Source organism: Roseovarius sp. CAU 1744, assembly GCF_039839345.1.
Taxonomy (GTDB): domain Bacteria; phylum Pseudomonadota; class Alphaproteobacteria; order Rhodobacterales; family Rhodobacteraceae; genus Roseovarius.
Genome location: NZ_JBDOQV010000004.1, coordinates 396,531 through 416,726, shown reverse-complemented (window position 1 = coordinate 416,726; position 20,196 = coordinate 396,531). Strand labels below are relative to the sequence as shown.

Genomic DNA, 20,196 nt, shown 5'->3' with positions numbered 1-20,196 from the left:
CCTTATTCCGCCGGTGCAAAACCGGTGATGAGCTGTCGAAGCCCCAAAGCCGCGCCCGCGAAAATGGCGAGCGAAGCAACCGGCGCGCTGTAGGCGAGAACCGAGAACGCGGAAATGCCCTGGCCGACGCTGCACCCAACCGCGAGGATTGCACCCGGACCCATCAGGGCTGCACCAATGATCTGGCGTTTAAGCTCGCGCGGGTCTTCGCAGGCTTCCCAGCGGAAATGCCCCTTGGAATAGGAGCCGAGCGCAGCGCCAGATACGACACCGAGTACGGAACCGACGCTGAACGACAGCGCGTTGCCGGAGGCGGTCATGGCATAGAATATCGTGTCGCCGATCGGGGCGGCGAAAGTGTGGGTTTCGATGGGTTCGGCGTCGAAACCCGTCATTGCGATCCAGAACGTGCCGACCCAGCCGGTCAGGATAGCAAGGCCGACGATCACACCCCAAAATATGTGGCCCGGGGATTGACGCATGGTCCGGCTGGAAAGCGCAAGTGCAAGGATCAGACCGCCGATCACAAGCCCCGTGACCGCGGGTGAGATGCCCATGGTGCGTTCGGCAAGTTGACCGAAGCCCTGGGGGGTCACTGCGCCGGTGTCGGCGGGAAAGAGCCACACGCGCAAATGCGCAAGCGGGCCCGACATTACAAAATACGCCGAGAGGCCGAGGACAATGACGATCACGAAAGAGCGTAGATCACCCCCGCCGAGGCGGGCGAGCGCGCCGTAGCCGCAATTGCCGCTGAGCGCCATGCCGTACCCAAAGAGAAGCCCGCCGACAATTGTGCCGATCGGGTTCCAGACGCGATCCAGGTAAGCGGTTTCAGCACCGTCCAGATAGCCAAATGCCAATGCTGTCTGCGTGCCGATGATGGCCGTGGCAATTGCGATGCCCCACATGCGCATACGCCTGTCATCTGAGCCATAAAGCAGGTCTTCGATTGCGCCCAATGTGCAGAAGCGGCCGATACGGGCCGCCAGCCCCAACGCGATCCCACCGATCAATCCGATCAGCGCGGCGCTGTTTGCTTCTCCCAATGTTTCCAACATTCTCGGTCCACTCAAACCGGAGAGGGCCGGCCCAATGTCCGGTCAGTCTTCCCTGCAGAACATATCGTAGACGACTTCCATGATTTTCTTCGGGCGGTCGTCTGTCAAGCTGTAGTAGATTGCCTTGCCTTCACGACGGGGCGTGACCAGCCCTTCGAGCCGCAGGCGCGAAAGTTGCTGGGACACGGCGGCCTGGCGGGCGGAGAGCAGATCTTCGAGCTCGGTTACGGATTTTTCGCCCGAGGCGAGATGACACAGGATCATCAGGCGGCCTTCGTGGCTGATGGCCTTGAGGAAATTCGACGCGCGCTGTGCGTTGCGCATCATCTTTTCCAAGTCTTCGGCGCACATATTGGCGTCGAGTACAGGCAGGCTCGATGCGGTCTCGGTTGAACTGTCGGTTTCTGGCGTCACATGAAGTGTCATATCGGATTAGCCTGTTTGTTCCAATGAGATATTTGCACGTTCAAACATGTTGGTGAGCAACCCCCAAAAGAAATCTTCGCCCGGATACCCTTCGATCCGCCCAACCTCATGCCCGTCGTGAACAAGGATGAAGGTTGGCGTGTAGTGTACACGGCGCGTCAGCGCGGCCTCCGGCGTCTCGCTGTGCAGATCATAGCGCCGCAGCGGTGCGGTCTTGCCTTCATCGGTCTTTGGATAGATGTGCGCGATCTCCTTGTTCCAGCGTGCACACCAATGGCAACCCTGTTCCTCTGCCATCAGCAGATATGTCTCTGCCAGCGCCGGCAGCGGTACCCAAGTGAGAGTGGCCAGGAGGAGTACATACAGGCGCATGCAAGGTCATCCCAATTGACGCGATTTCAAAGGCAATCATAATCTAATATTTGAATACTTCAAGAACGCGAGACGGAATCACCTATGTTTGACGTGACCATTTACGGAGCGCTGATCGCCGGCCTGCTGTCGTTTCTGTCGCCCTGCATCCTGCCTATCGTTCCGTTTTATCTAAGCTATTTGGCTGGGGTCGGAATGAATCACATTTCGACCGAGACGAAAATCTCGGGTGCCGTTCGGATGCGGGCCTTCCTGGCGGCGAGTTGTTTTGCCTTGGGCGTCATCACGGTCTTCATGGGGCTGGGGGCGACGGCCACGGCCTTTGGTCAGCTGGTGCGGGAATATTTCGACGTTCTGCGCTGGGCCGCTGCGGGTATCATCATCGCCATGGGGCTGCATTTCCTGGGCGTGATCCGGATTGGCATCCTGTACCGGCAGTTTCGCGCCGATGCGGGCAACACGAGCAATGTGAGTTTGCTGGGCGCCTATGTCATTGGCTTGGCTTTCGCCTTTGGCTGGACGCCTTGTGTGGGCCCGGTGCTGGCTGCAATCCTGTTCACGGCAGCGGGGCAGGACACCGCAAGCCAGGGCGCTGGCCTATTGTTTGTCTACGGGTTGGGTATGACGTTGCCATTTGTACTGGCGGCGCTGTTCATCGGCCCCTTCATGCGCTGGATGGCGCGCTTTCGAAGGCATCTGGGGCTTATCGAAAAGCTGATGGGGCTACTTCTGATCCTGTTCGGCATCCTGATCGCGACCAATTCCATCAACATCATTGCGCAATGGATGCTCGAATACATTCCGTGGTTCAGCACCATTGGCTAACAGGGAGGATTCTTCATGAAACGACTTCTGACATTGTGCGCGGCACTGTTCCTGGGCGTGCAACTCGCTGCCGCTGAGATCGGTGATGACGGTCTGCACAAGGCGGCATGGATGCGCGATACGTTCAAAGATCTGGCCGAGGACCTGGAAGAGGCCACTGCCGAGGGCAAGCGGTTGATGGTCATCATCGAGCAGCGCGGGTGCATCTATTGCAAGAAGATGCATGAAGAGGTCTTTGTTCGACACGAGATCGCAAAATACATCGAAGACAACTACTTTGTCGTGCAGATCAACATGTTCGGTGACGTCGAGGTGACAGATTTCGACGGCACCGCGATGGCGGAGAAGGACATGGTCAAGCGTTGGGGCGCGCTCTTTACCCCCAACATCTATTTCTTCCCTGAGGCTGTCGGCGATGATGCGATCGCCTCGCAGGCGGCCGTAGCCAACATGCCGGGGGCCTTCGGGCCGGGGACAACGCTGAGCATGCTGCGATGGGTGGTCGAAAAACGCTACGAGGGCGAAGAACCCTTTCAGAAATATCACGCGCGCCGTCTGGAGGAGGAAGGTGGGTAAGCAGTTTAGCGCAATGTAAAATTGCAAGAACTGCCGCGCTTGCGAACAAATACAAAAATTCACTTAATTGAATTTGTTGTTGCGTGAAATTGAATCCGTGCGTTAGTGTGCCGACGAGGGAGCCATAAGAATCGTTCAGGGGAGGGCGCATGAGATATGCATTTGGACTGGCTGCGCTTGCGGCGCTAGGCGCATCTGCGGCACTTGCTGAAATCGTCCAGCCGACGGAGGTGAGCTTTGACGATGGCGCGGTTGCTGTCTCGCTGAGCGGACAACCCGGAGATCCGGCCGCCGGGGCGGAGATCATGAACAAGGGGGCGGGCAACTGTATTGCCTGCCATCAGGTTTCGGCGCTTGAGCATCTTCCCTTTCACGGCGAGGTGGGCCCGCCGCTTGACGGTGTGGCGGATCGCTGGAGCGAGGCTGAGATTCGCGGCATCGTGGCGAATGCCAAGATCATGTTCGAGGGCACGGTGATGCCGTCCTTCTACAAGACCGAAGGGTTCATCCGGTTGGGTGACGCGTATACGGGCGACGCGCATGAGGGTGAGGTCGAACCGCTGCTTTCCGCACAGCAAATCGAGGATGTTGTCGCCTATTTGATGACGCTCAAGGAAGAGTGACAGCCAGAATTTCGGAGGAAAACATGGAACTGACACGCAGACAAATGCTTGTTTCCGGCACCGCGGCGATTGCGGTGACAGGGGCAGGCGCGATGCCTGCCTTCGCGACGGCAACCGATGACGCCATCGCGGAATTGACCGGTGGCGCCGGTCTGGGCGAGGGGGCGATCACGCTGACGGCGCCCGAGATCGCGGAAAACGGCAACACGGTCCCGATCGAAGTGGCTGCGCCCGGCGCAACCATGGTCGCGCTGTTCGCCGACGGCAACCCGACGCCCAAGGTCGCGACCTTCAAGTTCGGGCCGCTGAACCCGTCGCGCTTCGCGGCGACGCGCATTCGTCTGGCCGGTACGCAGAACGTGGTTGCCGTCGCGCAGATGGAAGACGGCTCGTTCCAGAAGGCATCGGCCAACATCAAGGTTACCATCGGCGGCTGCGGCGGCTGAGGCGAGGAGAAAAGACATGGCATCGAATGCAAAACCCCGCGTCAAAGTCCCCAAGAAGGCGGCGGCAGGCGAGGCGATAACGATCAAGACCCTGATCAGTCACAAGATGGAAAGCGGTCAGCGCAAGGACGACGACGGTAACGTCATTCCGCGCTCGATCATCAACCGCTTCACCTGCGATTTCAACGGTGAGAACGTGATCGACGTCACGCTGGAACCGGCGATCTCCACCAACCCGTTCTTCGAGTTCGAGGCCGCCGTCCCCGAATCCGGTGAGTTCAAGTTCACATGGTATGACGACGACGGGTCCGTTTACGAGGAAACAAAGGCGATCACCGTCGGATAATTCGAAACTCGCGGAGGCGCGCCATCTAGGGAGGGAAGACGTGCAGCACATCAAGACAAGGGCGGCCAGCACGGTTGCGATCCTGGCATTTGCGACAGCGGTTCAAGCCGGACCGGATGAGGATAACCTAATCGTCAACGACGAAATCGAGATGGTCACCGAAGTCAAAGCACCGGCACATCTGGAAAATATCGGCACGATCTATTCCGGCTGGCGGTTCAGGTCGGATGAAACCCAGGCCGTTCAGATGGACGATTTCGATAACCCCGGGATGATCGGGGTCGAGGCCGCGCGCGAGGCGTTCGAGGTCGTGGACGGGGCGGCGGGAAAATCCTGTGCCTCCTGTCACGAAAACGCCGAGGCGCTGAAAGGGGTGCGGGCGGTCTATCCAAAGTGGAACGAGGCCGCCGGCGAGGTCCGCACGATCGAGATGCAGGTCAACGATTGTCGCGAGAACCGGATGGAGGCCGAGCCGTGGAAATATACCGGCGGCGACATGGTCAACATGGTGGCGCTGATCTCGTCCGTATCGCGGGGGATGCCGGTGAATGTGGCCATCGACGGTGCGGCGCAATCGACCTGGGAACAGGGCAAGGAGCTGTATTACACCCGCTTCGGGCAGTTGGAACTGTCCTGTGCCAATTGCCACGAGGACAACTACGGCAACATGATCCGGGCTGACCATCTGAGTCAGGGCCAGATCAACGGTTTTCCGACATACCGGCTGAAAAACACCAAGCTGAATGCGATACACGCGCGTTTCAAGGGGTGCATCCGGGACACGCGGGCGCATACCTTCAAGCCTGGCTCACCGGAATTCGTGGCGCTTGAGCTTTACGTGGCGTCCCGCGGTAACGGGCTGAGTGTCGAAGGCCCGTCGGTACGTAACTAGGCATCAGACGCCCCGTATCCGACAGGTGCGGGGCTTCTTTAGTCGCATGATATTCAAACATGCGCATATGTGGCGAGAGGATTCACCGGATGATTTCGCGTCGTGATTTTCTGCAAGTGGGAATGGCTGCCTCGGCTCTTGTCGGCGCATCGGGTTTCGGCAATTGGGCGCGGCTGGCGGCGCAGCAGGCGCTGACACAGGACCAGCTTTTGCAGTTCGAGACCTTCGGGAACGTTTCGCTGATCCACATCACGGATATTCATGCGCAACTGAAACCGATCTATTTCCGCGAGCCGTCGGTGAATCTGGGTGTCGGCGAAAACAAGGGCGTTGTGCCGCATGTCACGGGCGCAGAATTCCGCAAACTCTACGGGATCGATGATGGCAGCCCCAGCCATTATGCGCTGAGCAGCGGCGATTTTGCCGCCCTGGCACAGGGTTATGGCCGCGTCGGCGGGCTGGACCGGGTGGCGACGGTGATCAAGTCGATCCGCGCGGATCGGCCGGATGCGATCCTGCTGGATGGCGGGGACACGTGGCACGGCTCCTATACCTGCTATCACACGCAAGGCCAGGACATGGTCAACGTGATGAACGCGCTGAACCCGGATGCGATGACCTTCCACTGGGAATTCACGCTGGGATCCGAACGCCTGGCCGAGCTTGTTGAATCGCTGCCCTTTGCCGCGCTTGGCCAGAATATCTTTGACGCTGAATGGGACGAACCGACCGAGCTTTTTCCGCCCTACAAGATGTTCGAACGCGGCGGCACAAAAATCGCCGTCATCGGTCAGGCCTTCCCCTACATGCCGATCGCCAATCCGGGTTGGATGTTTCCCGAATATGCCTTTGGCATCCGGGACGAGAACATGCAGGCCATGGTCGACGAGGTGCGCGCCGCGGGTGCAGAATGCGTCGTGGTGCTCAGCCACAACGGTTTCGACGTGGACAAGAAGATGGCGACGGTGGTGCGCGGTATCGACGTGATCCTGTCGGGGCACACCCATGACGCGCTGCCGGAACCGGTTCTGTCCGGTGAGACCATCATCGTGCCGTCGGGATCGAACGGAAAATTCGTCAGCCGCGTCGATCTGGATATTCGCGACGGGCGTATGATGGGCTATCGCCACAAGCTGATCCCGGTCTTTTCAGACGTGATCGAGCCTGATGCCGGGATGGCCGCGCTGATCGACGAACAGCGCGCGCCTTACGAGGCCGAACTGTCGGAGGTGATCGGCCAGACCGAAGGCCTGCTGTACCGCCGGGGCAATTTCAACGGCACCTGGGATGACCTTGTTTGCGACGCGCTGATTTCAGAGCGTGAGGCGGATATCGCGCTCAGCCCCGGTGTCCGCTGGGGTCCGTCACTCCTCCCCGGGCAGGATATCACGCGCGAGGACATCTGGAACGTCACCTCGATGACCTATGGCGCGGCGTATCGGACCGAATTTACCGGCGAGTTCCTGAAGGTGGTGCTGGAAGACGTGGCCGACAACATCTTCAATCCCGATCCCTACTACCAGCAGGGCGGTGATATGGTGCGCACCGGCGGGCTAGGCTACAGCATCGATGTCAGCCGCTCACAAGGCGATCGGATCAGCAACATGACATTGCTGAAATCCGGCGAAGCGATCGATCCCGCGAAATCCTACGTCGTGGCCGGCTGGGCCAGCGTGAATGAAGGCACCGAGGGGCCGCAGATCTGGGACGTGGTCGAGAACCACATCGCGAAGCTGGGCACCGTGACGGTGCAACCCAACAACAGCGTTGACGTGACAGGCGCATAGCACGGGGGAAGAGGCCAGGTATGGACGATCTTTTCAAATCCACCACATCGCGCCGCGCCTTCCTGCGCGGCAGTGCAGCGGCTGTCGCCGGGTCTGTCGCTGGAGCGGCGGCGGCCAATGAGCCCGATCCGCTCATCACTGAATTGCAGGATTGGGCCTCCTATACCGGTGCCGGTGTCGATGAAACGCCATATGGCCTGCCGATCAGCTTTGAAAGCCATGTGGTGCGGCGCAATGTGGAGTGGTTGACGGCCTCGCCGATCAGTTCGATCAACTTCACACCCATTCATGCGCTGGATGGCACGATCACACCGCAGGGCTGCGCGTTCGAGCGGCACCACTCCGGCGCGATAGAGCTGCGTAAGGAAGATTACCGCCTGATGATAAACGGGCTGGTCGATACGCCCCTGGTCTTCACCTACGACGATATCGAACGGTTCCCGCGCGAAAACCACGTGTATTTTTGCGAGTGCGCGGCTAATACCGGGATGGAGTGGGCCGGCGCGCAGCTGAACGGTGTGCAGTTCACGCATGGCATGATCCACAACATGGAATATACCGGCGTGCCACTGCGGACGCTTCTGCGAGAAGCCGGTGCCGATGTCACGCCCGACAAATGGGTCTATGTCGAAGGCGCGGATGCGTCCTCGAACGGGCGCTCCATCCCGATGGAAAAGGCATTGGACGATGTGCTGGTCGCCTTCAAGGCCAATGGCGAAGCGCTGCGCATGGAACATGGCTATCCGGTGCGCCTGGTGGTGCCCGGCTGGGAAGGCAACATGTGGGTCAAATGGTTGCGCCGGATCGAGGTTGTCGACCGGGCCGTCGAGAGCCGTGAAGAGACCTCGAAATACACCGATGTCTACGAGGATGGCACGGCGCGCAAATGGACCTGGGTGATGGATGCGAAATCGGTCATCACCTCGCCCAGCCCGCAGATGCCGATCAAGCATGGCACGGGGCAGTTGGTCATTTCGGGCCTCGCCTGGTCGGGGCATGGGCAGATCACACGCGTCGATGTCTCCAAGGATGGCGGCATCACCTGGGAAACCGCGCGCCTTGGCAAACAGGGGGATACCAAGGCGCTGACCCGCTTTTACCTGGACACGCTCTGGGACGGTGTGCCGATGCTGCTGCAAGCGCGTGCGATGGATGAAACGGGTTATGTGCAGCCAACCAAGGAACAACTACGCCAGCAGCGCGGCGAAAATGCCGTCTACCACAACAATTGCATTCAGACCTGGTACGTGAGCGCAGAAGGGATCGCCGAGAATGTCGAAGTCTCTTAGTCAAATCTTCCTTCCGGCAGCGGGCGGCACCGCGCTGGCGCTGGCGGTGGCAATCACCGCAGCCAATCGCGACTATGGCCAGAGCAAGATCGACTTGCTTGAAGATCGGATTGACCAGGTGGAAACCCGGGCGACGGCCGCAAGTGACAGGGCCAAGTCAGAAGCTGAACGGGCTGCGGCTTTGGCGTCCACGATTGCCGAAATACAGGCTGCGGCCAAGCAGCGGGTGAGGTCCGGCATGAACCTTACTGCACCTGCGCCGGATGCCGAGGGCCGTTACGGGCTGGGGCGCACCGCGCACGCGGAAGAGGTTGCAGCCTGGGACGTGGACGTTCTGCCAGACGGTCGCGGCCTGCCCGAAGGATCAGGTGACGTTTTCACCGGCGAGGAGGTTTTTGTCGAAAAATGCGCGTCGTGCCACGGCGATTTCGCCGAAGGTGTGGACAACTGGCCGGTCCTGGCCGGCGGTTTTGACACGTTGGCCGACGAAGATCCGGTGAAAACCGTGGGGTCTTATTGGCCCTATCTGTCAACGGCCTGGGATTACATCCATCGCTCCATGCCGTTTGGCGAAGCAGGGACGCTGACCGCGGATGAAACCTATGCGATCGTCGCCTACCTGCTTTATTCGAATGATCTGGTGGATGACGATTTCGAACTCAGCCATGAGAATTTCACCGAAATCGACATGCACAACAGGGATGGTTTCGTCGTCGATGACCGTCCAGATAAGGAATACTCGGCCTGGCGCACCGAGCCTTGCATGCAGAACTGCAAGAATGAGGTCGCGGTCACGATGCGCTCGGTCTTCCTGGTGGAGACACCGGATGAAGGTGGCACCAATTCCGTCATGAATGATGCCTCCACCGAGGGATTGCCGACTTTTTCTGCCGCGGGGCCGTCCTTCATACCCAAGGCCGATCCGAAACCTGTTGAAGAGGCAGGCATCACGGGTACAGTGGAAACCGTTGAAGACGCAGATGACGGGTCGCAACTGATCGCCGCGGGTGAAAAGGTCTTCAAGAAGTGCAAGGCGTGCCACGCGGTGGGCGACGGCGCCAAGAATAAATCAGGGCCCCACTTGAACGGCGTGATGGGTCGCGGGTTTGGCGCAGTGGATGGGTTTGGTTACTCCAGCGTGTTCCAGGATGCGGCAGAAGAAGGCCGCGTGTGGGATCCGGCCGCGATGGCGGAATTTCTGGCCAAACCCAAGAGCTATATGAAGGGCACCAAGATGGGTTTCGCAGGGCTGAAGGAAGAGGCCGATATCACCGCCATAATTGCCTATTTGCAAAGTTTTGATGGCTGAACGCATGGCATCGAAACGCCATAACCTCACCCTGAGCGCCGCGATTGTCGCAGCAGCGACCGCCGCCGCGGGTGATACGGCCGATGTCGATGCAGGCAAGGTGATCTTCAACAAATGCAAGGGGTGCCACGAAATAGGAGAGAGCGCCACGCACCGCATCGGGCCGCATCTGAACGGGCTTTTTGGCCGGCGAGCGGGCAGCCACGCGGATTTCAGATATTCCCGGAGCTTTCAGCGCGCAGGGGCCGGCGGGCTGGAATGGCACGCCGAAACGCTGGATGCGTTTCTGGAGGATCCCCGCGCGATAACAAGCGGAACACGGATGAGCTTTCGCGGGCTGAAATCAGCGGAAGATCGAACAAACCTGATCGCCTATCTGCGCACATTTTCGGACGATCCCGCCGATATACCCGAGGCTGATCCGACAGTTCCGGCGACGGACCATGACCTGGATCCAGCCATCCTGGCGCTGAAGGGCGACCCGGAATATGGCGAATACCTGAGTGGCGAGTGCACGACCTGCCATCAGGCGGCGGGCGGCGATGACGGTATTCCGTCGATTGTCTTGTGGCCCGAGGAGGATTTCGTGATCGCCATGCATGCCTACAAGGACAAGAGACGCAAACATCCGGTCATGCAGATGGTGGCCGGCCGATTGGGAGATGAGGAGATTGCCGCGCTGGCCGCATATTTCAGCCAGCTTGATGAATGAACAAATGTCTACGGGAGGAGACGGAATGAAACTCAACAGACGAAAGTTCCTGGGAACGGCAGCGGCAGGTATGCTTGCCGCGCCCGTCGCATTGGCCGATGGTCATGGCAAACCCCGGGTTGTGGTGATCGGTGGCGGTGCCGGTGGCGCCACGGCCGCGCGCTACATCGCGAAGGACAGCAATGGTGAGATTGCTGTCACCTTGATCGAGCCGACGCGCACCTATTACACCTGTTTTTTCTCAAATCTCTATCTTGGCGGGTTCAAGGAAGTCAGCGATATCGGTCACACCTATGGCGCGCTGGCAGCCAGCGGAATCAATGTGGTCCATGACTGGGCCGTCGGCGTGGATCGCGATGCCAAGACCGTCGCATTGGCCGGGGGCGCAAGCGTGCCCTATGACAAGCTGATCCTCAGCCCCGGCATCGACTTTGTCGACGGCGCCGTGGACGGCTGGGACCTGAGCGCACAGAACGCGATGCCCCATGCCTACAAGGCCGGATCGCAGTCTGAGCTGTTGAAAGCGCAGTTGATGGCGATGCCGGAAGGCGGGACGTTTGTGATGATCGCACCGCCCAATCCGTTCCGCTGCCCGCCTGGACCGTATGAACGGGCTTCGATGGTGGCGTATTTCCTGAAGAACAACAATCCGACGGCCAAGATCATCATCGCGGATCCCAAGCCCAAGTTCTCCAAAATGGCGCTGTTCCAGGAAGGCTGGGCCAAGCACTATGACGGCATGATCGACTGGATCGGCGAAGATTTCGGCGGCGGCAACGTGTCGGTCGACCCAAGCGCCATGACCGTGTCAATTGATGGCGAGGAGACCCAGGCCGATGTGTGTAACGTAATTCCCGCGATGAAGGCAGGACGCATCGCCGAACTGGCCGGTGTCACAGATGGTAACTGGGCCCCGGTGAACGCCGTGGACATGTCCTCCAAGGCCGACCCGGATATTCACGTTCTGGGCGATGCGAGCCAGCAGGGCGACATGCCCAAATCGGGCTTTGCTGCCAACAGCCAGGCAAAAGTCTGCGCCAATGCGGTGCGCGGTGCCCTGACCGGGTCCAAGGTGTTCCCGGCCAAGTTCTCGAACACCTGCTGGTCGCTGATCGCAGAGAATGATGGCGTCAAGGTCGGCGCCACCTACGAGGCCACCGAAGAGAAGATCGCCAAGGTTGACGGCTTTATCAGCCAGACCGGCGAAAGCGCGGACCTCCGTAAGGCGACTTACGAGGAATCCGAGGGTTGGTACACCGGCATCACGACCGACATGTTGGGATAATTCCCTGGCGCGCGCACCGGCTCGGCTATTCGCTCAGGGCTTGGTGCGCGCGCCTCGGCCGGTCCGAATATGTCATCAACGGAGGATCTGACGATGAAACATCTGCTCGCAGCGATTTCGCTTGGGCTGGCCACGGCGGCATATGCCGAAAGCCCCGTAGCCATCCCGTTTGACGGGTCTTTCGACGATGCGGCCTTCGCGGTGGAAAGCGCCATCGTGGGCCAGGGTCTGGTGATAGATTACGTCAGTCACGTTGGCGAGATGCTGGCCCGCACCGGAGCCGATGTGGGCAGCGACAAAATGCTGTTCAAAGAGGCGGACATCTTTATCTTCTGCTCGGCCTTGGTGTCACGCGAGGTGATGGAGGCTGATCCGATGAACCTGGCGCATTGCCCCTATGGGATATTCGTGGCCGAAGACGCCGATGGCGTGGTCATCGGCTATCGTCGCTACCCCGAGGGTGAGATGCAGAAAGTGCAGAACCTGTTGGCCAAAATCGTGGCTGAGGCCGTCGAGGAATAGCGCAGACAAGCACACGCTGCCGCGCTGCGCCTATTCAAACTCCATCTGCTCATAGACGCGTCCGGCATTGATCGTCGCGAGTTCATTGAACGTGTGCAGATGGGCATAGGGCGACTGATCGACATAATACGCATCTGCCAGGTCACCGCCTTTTTCAAGGTGCTCGCCGATCTTGCCCCGCAGATAGACCAGATAATCCCTGGTGTACCGCCGCACCTGGGCCATGTTCGTGGGATGGCCATGACCGGGGATCACGTACGTCGCCCCCAACGCCTCGAATTCAGTGTCCCAGGTCGCCAGCCAATCCGCGGTCATGGTGTCTTCGAATATCGGCAGAAGGCGTTCGTGAAAGGCCATGTCGCCCGCGATCACAAGGCTCTGTTCGGGCAGCCAGACAGAGATATCGCCGGGGCTGTGCGCCGGGCCAAGATAGCGCGCCTCGATGCGGAACGCGCCCATGTCGATCATGTAGTCCAGGTTGAACGTCTCGGTGGGCCCGGCAACAAACGTTCCCTCCGCCTTGTCGCGGTTATAGGTTTTCATCCGTTCCAGAATCTGGGCGCCGTATTCTTCGAATTCCTCCGCGGCCTCAACATGCGCCACGATCGGTACGTTGTGTTCGACCCAATAGGAGTTACCGAGCATGGCATGGCCCTGGCCATTTTCGTTGATCACCAGCTTCACCGGCTGGTCGGTGATCTTCCTGATCTCGTCATGAAGCGCTTGCGCCAGGATATAGGCGGCACCGCCATTGATGACGACAACACCGTCACCGGTGACGATAAAGCTGAGGTTGTTGTTATGGCCAGCGTTTTCGTAGGTAGGAGGTGCAGTGGCGCCGATGGCGGACCAGACATGCGGGATGACCTCTATCGGTTTCGAATACAAGGCAGTGCCGGGATACTGATCGGCAATATTCTCGTCTGCCACTGCAGGCAGCGCCAACGCCAGCGCAAGCAGCCCCGTCAGCGATCGCATCATTGGTTCCCCCCGACAAAACGAAAGCCCTCATCCGCCCTTTCGACACGACCCATGCCGCCGTCTGGTAGGTGAAATCCGACCATCAGCATTTTTTCTTGTGCCAGCCTGTCGAGGAGTCTCATCCGGGTCCGGGCAGCCTGCTCCATGTCCTGATCTGATCCGCTGTGCCAGTCTGGCCTGGCGAACGCCACATGGTGGTTCCCGATCGCGTCGCCGACAAGCAGTGCCGCCTCCGCTCCGTTGCGCAGCTCAAAGCTCATGTGGCCGGGCGTGTGGCCGTATGAGGCCACCGCAGAGATACCCGGCAGGATTTCCTGACCGTCATCAAAAAACTCTACCTGATCCTCGATCGCCTCCATGCGGCGCTTGGCGCCCACAGCAAAGGCCGCGCGCGCGTGACCGATGGTGTTGACCGTTTCGGGGTTCCACCAATAGTCCCACTCGGCTCTTCCCATCATGTAGGTGGCCCCGGTGAACAGCGGATCGTCAAATTCGTCGAGCAGACCCCAGATGTGATCCGGGTGCGCATGTGTGAAAACTACATGCGTAACGTCGTCGGGCGCGAGACCGACCGCATCGAGCGAGTCGACCAGCTTTCCGGCCGTCGGCATGAAATCCGGCCCGGATCCGGCGTCAAACAACACCGTTTTCTCGTCGTCACGATAAAGCGCAAGGTTACAGGGCGGATCTAGCTGCTCTTTCGATAGCCCGTATTCCGCCAGTAGCGGCACCAGTTCGTCATTCGGCATCGGATCGAACAAGAAGCTGCCAGGAAGCACCAGATGACCGTCGCTTACCGTGGTAAGGATGCCGGTGCCGACCTCTGCAGTCGCAAAAACCTGCTGAGGCAGGCAGGCGAAACATGGCCAGGCGGCAATGGTTGACACGAAAGTGCGACGGGAAAAAGCCATTCCTCAACCTCATTAAATTCTTATATTGGAATATGTATGAATATGATCTGATATGCAACGATTCAAAGGGCGCAGTTCGCGGGCTGACCTGACCCAACCAAGGACGATGAACCGCCTTTGCCACGGCAGGCGATCCTGGCTCCCATGGTGCACCTAGACGCACGGGGCAGTTGGTGATTTCCAGCGGCTGGCCGGTTAAACCGGTACTCTTGCGCGATCACCGCAAGGGCAGGTCGCCCTTCGACGTATTGGATCAGACCAAGCGCAATCGTGCAGAAGCGTGCTATGCGCACGCGGCGGACAGTGTCGCCACCATCCGCCATTCTTCATCGATCCGGAGGTCTGATCGGCGTCACTTCGCGGCGATTGGGATGGCCAATGGTCTGACCGGCGCACCGCTTGCACCGCGCAACTTGATCGGTGCCCCGACAAACAGGAACTCGTAGACCTTATCCCTGGCGAGATCCTCCAGCCACAGCAATTCAAAGAAGGGAATGCCCTTTTCTGCAAGCAGGTAGGAATGAACGGGCGCAAAGTTCTGGGGATCTGCCGACGGGAAACTTTCGAGACCGAAATTGTCCGCGCCAAGCAACATTGCGCCTTTTTCCTCGACCAGCCATTTCGCCGCTTCCAGGCCCACGCCGGGCTCCTTGAAGAGGCTCCGCCCCTCTTGTGCGGGCCATTTCGTCATCTGCCCGGTCCGGATCAAGACAACATCGCCCGGCAGCAACTCGGTCTGCTGCTGCTCAAGCGCCGTTCGTACATCCGCGACGCTGATGGTATATGACGCAGGCAGCTGTTCGGTCCCTTTGGACCCGACGACATCAATCAAGACGCCCCTTGCAATGATCGGCGGGTAATTCTCGGCGCCCGACTTGTGCCAGCCGCGATCTCCCAGTGAGTCCTTTGCGGAGACGCCGTTCCAGATTTCTCCGTGCAGGCCGAAATGGCTGAGGGTATCCATGTGCGTGCCAGTATGGGTGTTCATGATAATGGCTTCGCTGGAATGCGACAGAAGCTCGGAACCATCGGCGCGTGATGGTGTGTGCGTCATCATGATCTGGAACGTCGGATCGCCGAAGGCCGCACTGCAGCAATCCGGCATTCCCACGAACAACTCGACGCCGAGGTCATATGCCCGACCCGTCGTCACGGCGCTCAGCACGTCCAGCCGGGATTGATCGGTCATGGCGTTCAACGAACCGATTTCATCATGAGGCCCCCAGGGGCTGCTTTGTGCGCCCGCATCGGCCAGGGTGTGCTGTGCCGCGAACCCCATGCTCATCGCAAAGATGGTGGCGAAAACGGAACTGCGTTTGGACCGGGAGATCTTCATTCTGCGGCCTCCTTGACCAGCAGGGCCTGAAATGCGTCCGCTGCCACGGACGGGGTGAATTCGTGGATCTCGGCGGTCACGACCTTTGCCCGCACGAACGGATCTTCGTTTACAAGTTCCTGCATCGCCGCCAGCGAACCGCCACGGGCGAGTACAGCGCCACCCAGACCGTTGCCGAGGGTTCCTGCCATGAGGAAATCCCCGTCTTTGATACCGTCGGACAGCCACTTCTTGTGCCCCGCCATGTATTGTGCGGCGTTCTTTCGGTTTTCCGAGAACTTCAGGAAAATTATGTACATCGTGCTCTCCAGTTTCCATGTCAATTCGGGCGCGGCGCGACACATGCGTGCCGGGCCCTCGTTTCGGCGGCTGCCTGCGTCAGCACCGCCGGCATCCGAATACGAACATGAGCTGCGCGTCTCGGTGCAGAGCCCTACCTAGAGATTGCGAAATCGCATGAGAACTGATTGATTTTGCGAGGGTGCGGTGCGAAAATGCACCGATGAAAGATTGGGACGATATCCGCTATTTCCTTGCCGTCGCCCGCAGCGGTTCCATACGGGCCGCGGCTGCCGCGATTGACGTCAACCACTCGACAGTGTCTCGCCGGGTCGATGCCTTCGAATCGCGATTGGGCGCCAGAGTGTTCGAACGGCTGCCCAAAGGGTACTTTCTCACCGAGGCGGGCGAACACATACTGGATTTGGCTCAGCGCATCGAGGCGGATGCAATGGCGGTGGAGCGGCGGCTGGCTGGCAGGGATGCGAATCTGGGGGGCATTCTGAAGGTCACGCTTCCCAACACGGTCGCCACAAAACTTATCATGCCGGACCTGATCACGTTTGCCGAGGCCAACCCTGAGATCCGGCTTGATCTGGACGTGTCATTGTCGATGGCGGATCTTGCGTGGCGTCAGGCCGATGTCGCCATCCGGATTTCGAACGACCCGCCGGGCAATTTGGTCGGGCGCCGCCTGGTGAAATACGCAAGGTCAATCTATGCGTCGCCGGATTATCTGGCCGAACGCGATCTCGCTTCATCCGGTGGGTTGGAGTGGATCGGCTGGAACGATGCGGTTGAAAATCCGCAATGGGTTCGTGAAAGCCCTTTTCCCGATGCACCCGTGAAGCATTGCGTGCCAAACACGCTCACCCATCTCGAGGCCGCGAAGAACGGTATGGGTATCTGCATGTTGCCTTGCTTTGTTGGCGATACGGAGCCGGGATTGCGCAGGTTGCCGCCCGGAAACACGGAACCGGATCGCGAGATCTGGCTTCTGACGCACGAAGACCTGCGCAACACCGCCCGCGTAAGGCGTTTCATGGATTTCATGGCTGATGCGATCATCTCCAAAAGAGATCTGCTGGAGGGGCGTTGTCCGATTGGCGGTGGGTAACGACGATCGCTGCTTGACGGCCTGAGCCCGCCATTATCCTGTTTCTTCCGTTTCTGCCGGGGAGGCGATATCGTGGAGCGCCTGGTGCGAGCCTCCCCGACCGTCATTTACTCGGGTTTCCTGTCGGCGTGAATATCGCCCGTCGTCAGCACGGGTGACGCATCGACATCCCGGGCATCAAGCATGTCGGCAACCCGCTCAAGCGACGAGACCAGCTGGGCTTGCTCCCAGTCGGCCAATGCGTCGAAAGCGCGGACGTATCGTTGCTGAAGCGCGTCCGGGGCATCCTCCAGCCGCGTATGCCCCTCTCGGGTTACCTCGACATTGGTCTGGCGCCGATCAATCTCTGACGGCACCCGTCTGACCAGGTTCTGCGCTACCAGCTTGTCGACCAGCGTCGTCACGGTGGCTTGGCTGACCCCCATTTGCGTGGCCAGGGTCTTGGGTGTGGCGCTGGTTTTCTCATCAACGATCTGCAGCACCCTGAGTTGGGCAGGGGTCAGCCCGACGGAATGTGCCAGATCGCGCGCATAGAGTTCGGTCGCGCGGAGAATTCGCCGAAGCGCAATCAGGCTTTCATCTGTTCGATCAAGTGGTCTGGTTGTCATGACATGACATTCGCACGAAGCGTGAAAGCACTGCAATCCAGCAAGGTGAGGATATATCCGTTAGTGATTTGACCGTATTTTCACAATAAACTTTGAAAGGCTAAATAAGATACAGGGAAAATACAGCTAAAAAGGGCAAATATGCGACATATTGGATCGGTATAAGTTTAAGTCTTGAAGTTATTTCGATATGGTTTACTTAGGGTGGCTAAGTAAAATGAGGTCAGAGCCAATGCCCAAAGATATCGACGAAAGCCGAACGCGCCGCCTGCGTTTGCGCAAACCCGACGCAACAGACGGAGCCGCCGTCTGGGAATTGGTGAAATCCTGCAAACCCCTCGACGAGAATTCAATGTACTGCAACCTGGTTCAGGCCGATCATTTCCGCGATACCTGTGTCGTGGCGGAGCTGGAGGGCGAGGTTGCGGGCTGGCTGTCCGGCCACATGATCCCGGAACGCGAAGAATTGTTCGTATGGCAGGTCGCGGTCAGCCCCGAGGCTCGCGGGCTGGGCCTTGGGCGGAAGATGCTGCTTGACCTGATCGAACGGGATGCCTGCGAAAGCGCGACACGGCTCAAGACCACCATCACCAAGAACAACGCGGCCTCGTGGTCGTTATTCCAAAGCTTTGCCAAGACCATCGGCGGTGATCTTACCGATGAGCCGCATTTCGAGCGTGACCTGCATTTCGAAGGCCGCCACGACACCGAACATATGGTGACAATCACGCTGCGCGAGACCCCGGAAATCGCTCGCGCGGCCTGATTCCATCTTCTCTCAGATTCCCGAAAGGACACATCATGCCGAAAGACATGACCAAAACCGATACCATCTTCGACCGTCGCGAAAGTGAGGCACGGTCCTATTGCCGCAACATGCCCGCGATGTTCGTCAAGGCGTGCGGTTCCGAACTGATAGACGCCGAAGGACGGACGTGGATTGATTTCCTCGCTGGCTGTTCGTCGCTCAACTACGGCCATAACGACCCCGACATGAAGGCCGCCCTGATCGACCATATCGCGGGCGACGGCATCGCGCACGGACTTGACCTGCATACCGATGCCAAGGCCGATTTCCTCAGCGCGTTCGAGCGCCACATCCTTGAACCACGCGATATGGACCACCGTGTGATGTTTACCGGCCCCACCGGCGCCAACGCGGTTGAGGCGGCCATGAAAATTGCCCGCAAGGTGACGGGACGAACCAATATCATCGCCTTCACGAACGGATTTCACGGCGTGACGGCGGGCGCCCTTGCCGCAACCGGCAACAGCTATCATCGTCAAGGGGCGGGGATGGCGCTGAACGGTGTGACCCGGATGCCCTATGACGGCTACTTCGGTGACGGTACCGACACTGCCGATTTCCTTGCGGCGATGCTGCAGGACAACTCGGGCGGTATCGACGCACCGGCGGCTATCATCCTTGAGACGGTGCAGGGCGAAGGCGGGCTGACCGCCGCCAGCGCGGACTGGATCAAGCGGATTGACGATCTGGCGAAAGCCCACGGCGCGCTTCTGATCATCGATGATATCCAGGCCGGCTGCGGCCGCTGCGGTACGTTCTTTTCGTTCGAAGACATGGACGTGACGCCGGATATCGTGACGATGGCAAAGTCGCTTTCGGGTTTCGGCCTGCCGATGGCGATGCTGCTGGTGCGGCCCCAGCACGACGTGTTCGGCCCGGCCGAGCATAATGGCACATTCCGCGGCAACACCCATGCCTTCGTGACGGCAAAGGTGGCGATCGAGAAATTCTGGGCCGATGACAGTTTCCAGCGCGAACTGGGGGCAAAGGCCGACCTGCTCCGCGATGCGCTGGCCGATCTCGCCGCGATGGTTCCGAACGGAGAAATCAAAGGGCGTGGACTGATGCAGGGTGTCGATGTCGGCTCGGGCGTTCAGGCCGCCTATATCTGCGAGCGTGCCTATGAGAAAGGGTTGGTGATCGAAACCTCCGGCAACAATGACCAGGTGGTGAAGGTGCTCGCTCCGCTTACCACGCCCGTCGAAACATTTCACAAGGGTCTTGGCATCCTGCTCGACGCCGCGCGCGAGGCTGTTGGCCGCCCGGAAAAGATCGCAGCTGAGTAAGAGACATGATTATCAGAGATTTCAACAAGATCATCACAGATGAACGTCAGCGCGTTGTGTCAGACGCGCGATGGACCTCGGTGCGCATGTTGCTTGCCGAGGACGGGATGGGGTTTTCCTTTCACATCACCTTTCTCGAAGAGGGCTCGGAGCACACGTTCGAGTACAAGAACCATTTCGAAAGCGTCTACTGCATCCAGGGCAAGGGCTCGATCACCGATTTGGCAACAGGTGAGACGCACGCCATCGGGCCGGGGGTGATGTATGCCCTGAACGAACATGACCGTCACGTCCTGCGCGCCGAGGAGGAGCTGATCATGGCCTGCGTGTTCAACCCGCCGGTGACCGGCACGGAAGTGCACCGCGAAGACGGATCCTATGCGCAGGCCGAGGACGCCTGAC

General features: G+C 59.4%; 24 protein-coding genes. 16 read left to right on the top strand and 8 right to left on the bottom strand.

The features are described from left to right. Positions 1-2 precede the first annotated feature (2 nt). The 3 genes from AAFO92_RS10765 to AAFO92_RS10755 are packed head-to-tail and all read right to left on the bottom strand — an operon-like array spanning position 3 to position 1,856. Positions 3-1,058 carry a YeeE/YedE family protein gene (locus tag AAFO92_RS10765; protein ID WP_347534884.1) on the bottom strand — a complete coding sequence of 352 codons (1,056 nt, stop codon included), beginning with the start codon at positions 1,056-1,058 and terminating at the stop codon, positions 3-5. 42 nt (positions 1,059-1,100) lie between these two features. After that, positions 1,101-1,484, bottom strand: coding sequence for a metalloregulator ArsR/SmtB family transcription factor (locus AAFO92_RS10760; protein ID WP_347534882.1), 384 nt, complete (start codon positions 1,482-1,484; stop codon positions 1,101-1,103). Between the two features lie 6 nt (positions 1,485-1,490). Continuing rightward, entirely contained in the window at positions 1,491-1,856 is a 366-nt protein-coding gene (locus AAFO92_RS10755) for a hypothetical protein (protein WP_347534880.1), read from the bottom strand. Positions 1,857-1,940: 84 nt separating this feature from the next. On the opposite strand from AAFO92_RS10755, the gene AAFO92_RS10750 reads away from it, so the two are divergent. The 12 genes from AAFO92_RS10750 to AAFO92_RS10695 all read left to right on the top strand — a co-directional run bounded on the left by AAFO92_RS10750 (position 1,941) and on the right by AAFO92_RS10695 (position 12,468). Further along, the gene (locus AAFO92_RS10750) at positions 1,941-2,681 is read left to right on the top strand and encodes a cytochrome c biogenesis protein CcdA (RefSeq protein ID WP_347534878.1); all 741 of its coding nucleotides are present in this window, start codon (positions 1,941-1,943) and stop codon (positions 2,679-2,681) included. 15 nt (positions 2,682-2,696) lie between these two features. Next, on the top strand, positions 2,697-3,257 hold the full coding sequence (locus AAFO92_RS10745) for a thioredoxin family protein (RefSeq protein WP_347534876.1): 561 nt from the start codon (positions 2,697-2,699) through the stop codon (positions 3,255-3,257). 149 nt (positions 3,258-3,406) lie between these two features. Next, positions 3,407-3,880 (top strand): sulfur oxidation c-type cytochrome SoxX, encoded by a 474-nt coding sequence (soxX, locus tag AAFO92_RS10740; protein WP_347534874.1) that lies wholly within the window; start codon positions 3,407-3,409, stop codon positions 3,878-3,880. A 23-nt stretch (positions 3,881-3,903) separates the two neighbouring features. Next, positions 3,904-4,326, top strand: coding sequence for a thiosulfate oxidation carrier protein SoxY (gene soxY / locus AAFO92_RS10735; RefSeq protein WP_347534872.1), 423 nt, complete (start codon positions 3,904-3,906; stop codon positions 4,324-4,326). A 16-nt stretch (positions 4,327-4,342) separates the two neighbouring features. Next, complete coding sequence (gene soxZ, locus AAFO92_RS10730; protein ID WP_347534870.1) at positions 4,343-4,672, top strand: thiosulfate oxidation carrier complex protein SoxZ; 330 nt, start codon at positions 4,343-4,345, stop codon at positions 4,670-4,672. A gap of 49 nt (positions 4,673-4,721) precedes the next feature. Next, positions 4,722-5,564, top strand: a complete 843-nt coding sequence (soxA, locus tag AAFO92_RS10725; RefSeq protein WP_347534944.1) for a sulfur oxidation c-type cytochrome SoxA — start codon at positions 4,722-4,724, stop codon at positions 5,562-5,564. Positions 5,565-5,653: 89 nt separating this feature from the next. Beyond that, positions 5,654-7,351 (top strand): thiosulfohydrolase SoxB, encoded by a 1,698-nt coding sequence (gene soxB / locus AAFO92_RS10720; RefSeq protein WP_347534868.1) that lies wholly within the window; start codon positions 5,654-5,656, stop codon positions 7,349-7,351. 20 nt (positions 7,352-7,371) lie between these two features. Beyond that, positions 7,372-8,640 (top strand): sulfite dehydrogenase, encoded by a 1,269-nt coding sequence (soxC, locus tag AAFO92_RS10715; protein ID WP_347534866.1) that lies wholly within the window; start codon positions 7,372-7,374, stop codon positions 8,638-8,640. Then, positions 8,624-9,949 carry a c-type cytochrome gene (locus AAFO92_RS10710; protein ID WP_347534864.1) on the top strand — a complete coding sequence of 442 codons (1,326 nt, stop codon included), beginning with the start codon at positions 8,624-8,626 and terminating at the stop codon, positions 9,947-9,949. Before soxC ends, AAFO92_RS10710 begins: the two co-directional genes overlap by 17 nt. Before the next feature lie 4 nt (positions 9,950-9,953). Further along, positions 9,954-10,661 (top strand): c-type cytochrome, encoded by a 708-nt coding sequence (locus tag AAFO92_RS10705; RefSeq protein WP_347534862.1) that lies wholly within the window; start codon positions 9,954-9,956, stop codon positions 10,659-10,661. Positions 10,662-10,686: 25 nt separating this feature from the next. Further along, the gene (locus AAFO92_RS10700) at positions 10,687-11,946 is read left to right on the top strand and encodes an NAD(P)/FAD-dependent oxidoreductase (RefSeq protein ID WP_347534860.1); all 1,260 of its coding nucleotides are present in this window, start codon (positions 10,687-10,689) and stop codon (positions 11,944-11,946) included. Between the two features lie 93 nt (positions 11,947-12,039). Further along, positions 12,040-12,468 carry a DUF302 domain-containing protein gene (locus tag AAFO92_RS10695; protein ID WP_347534858.1) on the top strand — a complete coding sequence of 143 codons (429 nt, stop codon included), beginning with the start codon at positions 12,040-12,042 and terminating at the stop codon, positions 12,466-12,468. Positions 12,469-12,498: 30 nt separating this feature from the next. Here AAFO92_RS10695 and AAFO92_RS10690 read toward each other — a convergent pair whose 3' ends face one another. From AAFO92_RS10690 to AAFO92_RS10675, 4 genes are all read right to left on the bottom strand, one after another. Next, positions 12,499-13,449, bottom strand: coding sequence for an MBL fold metallo-hydrolase (locus AAFO92_RS10690; RefSeq protein ID WP_347534856.1), 951 nt, complete (start codon positions 13,447-13,449; stop codon positions 12,499-12,501). Next, the gene (locus tag AAFO92_RS10685; protein ID WP_347534854.1) at positions 13,446-14,360 is read right to left on the bottom strand and encodes an MBL fold metallo-hydrolase; all 915 of its coding nucleotides are present in this window, start codon (positions 14,358-14,360) and stop codon (positions 13,446-13,448) included. The genes AAFO92_RS10690 and AAFO92_RS10685 overlap by 4 nt, the downstream gene beginning before the upstream one ends. A gap of 352 nt (positions 14,361-14,712) precedes the next feature. Further along, a complete protein-coding gene (locus AAFO92_RS10680) occupies positions 14,713-15,696 on the bottom strand; it encodes a cyclase family protein (protein WP_347534852.1) in 984 nt (327 codons plus the stop codon). Continuing rightward, positions 15,693-15,995 (bottom strand): YciI family protein, encoded by a 303-nt coding sequence (locus tag AAFO92_RS10675; RefSeq protein ID WP_347534850.1) that lies wholly within the window; start codon positions 15,993-15,995, stop codon positions 15,693-15,695. Before AAFO92_RS10675 ends, AAFO92_RS10680 begins: the two co-directional genes overlap by 4 nt. A gap of 203 nt (positions 15,996-16,198) precedes the next feature. Between AAFO92_RS10675 and AAFO92_RS10670 the strand changes: the two genes are divergently transcribed. Then, complete coding sequence (locus AAFO92_RS10670) at positions 16,199-17,092, top strand: LysR family transcriptional regulator (protein ID WP_347534848.1); 894 nt, start codon at positions 16,199-16,201, stop codon at positions 17,090-17,092. 107 nt (positions 17,093-17,199) lie between these two features. Here the strand turns inward: AAFO92_RS10670 and AAFO92_RS10665 are convergent, their stop codons facing one another. Beyond that, the gene (locus AAFO92_RS10665) at positions 17,200-17,700 is read right to left on the bottom strand and encodes a MarR family transcriptional regulator (RefSeq protein ID WP_347534846.1); all 501 of its coding nucleotides are present in this window, start codon (positions 17,698-17,700) and stop codon (positions 17,200-17,202) included. A gap of 232 nt (positions 17,701-17,932) precedes the next feature. On the opposite strand from AAFO92_RS10665, the gene ectA reads away from it, so the two are divergent. From ectA to AAFO92_RS10650, 3 genes are read left to right on the top strand one after another with little or no spacing between them, the layout of a single operon-like run. Then, positions 17,933-18,466, top strand: a complete 534-nt coding sequence (gene ectA, locus AAFO92_RS10660) for a diaminobutyrate acetyltransferase (RefSeq protein WP_347534844.1) — start codon at positions 17,933-17,935, stop codon at positions 18,464-18,466. A gap of 35 nt (positions 18,467-18,501) precedes the next feature. Next, positions 18,502-19,794, top strand: a complete 1,293-nt coding sequence (ectB, locus tag AAFO92_RS10655) for a diaminobutyrate--2-oxoglutarate transaminase (protein WP_347534842.1) — start codon at positions 18,502-18,504, stop codon at positions 19,792-19,794. A gap of 5 nt (positions 19,795-19,799) precedes the next feature. Then, positions 19,800-20,195, top strand: a complete 396-nt coding sequence (locus AAFO92_RS10650; RefSeq protein ID WP_347534840.1) for an ectoine synthase — start codon at positions 19,800-19,802, stop codon at positions 20,193-20,195. Position 20,196 lies beyond the last annotated feature (1 nt).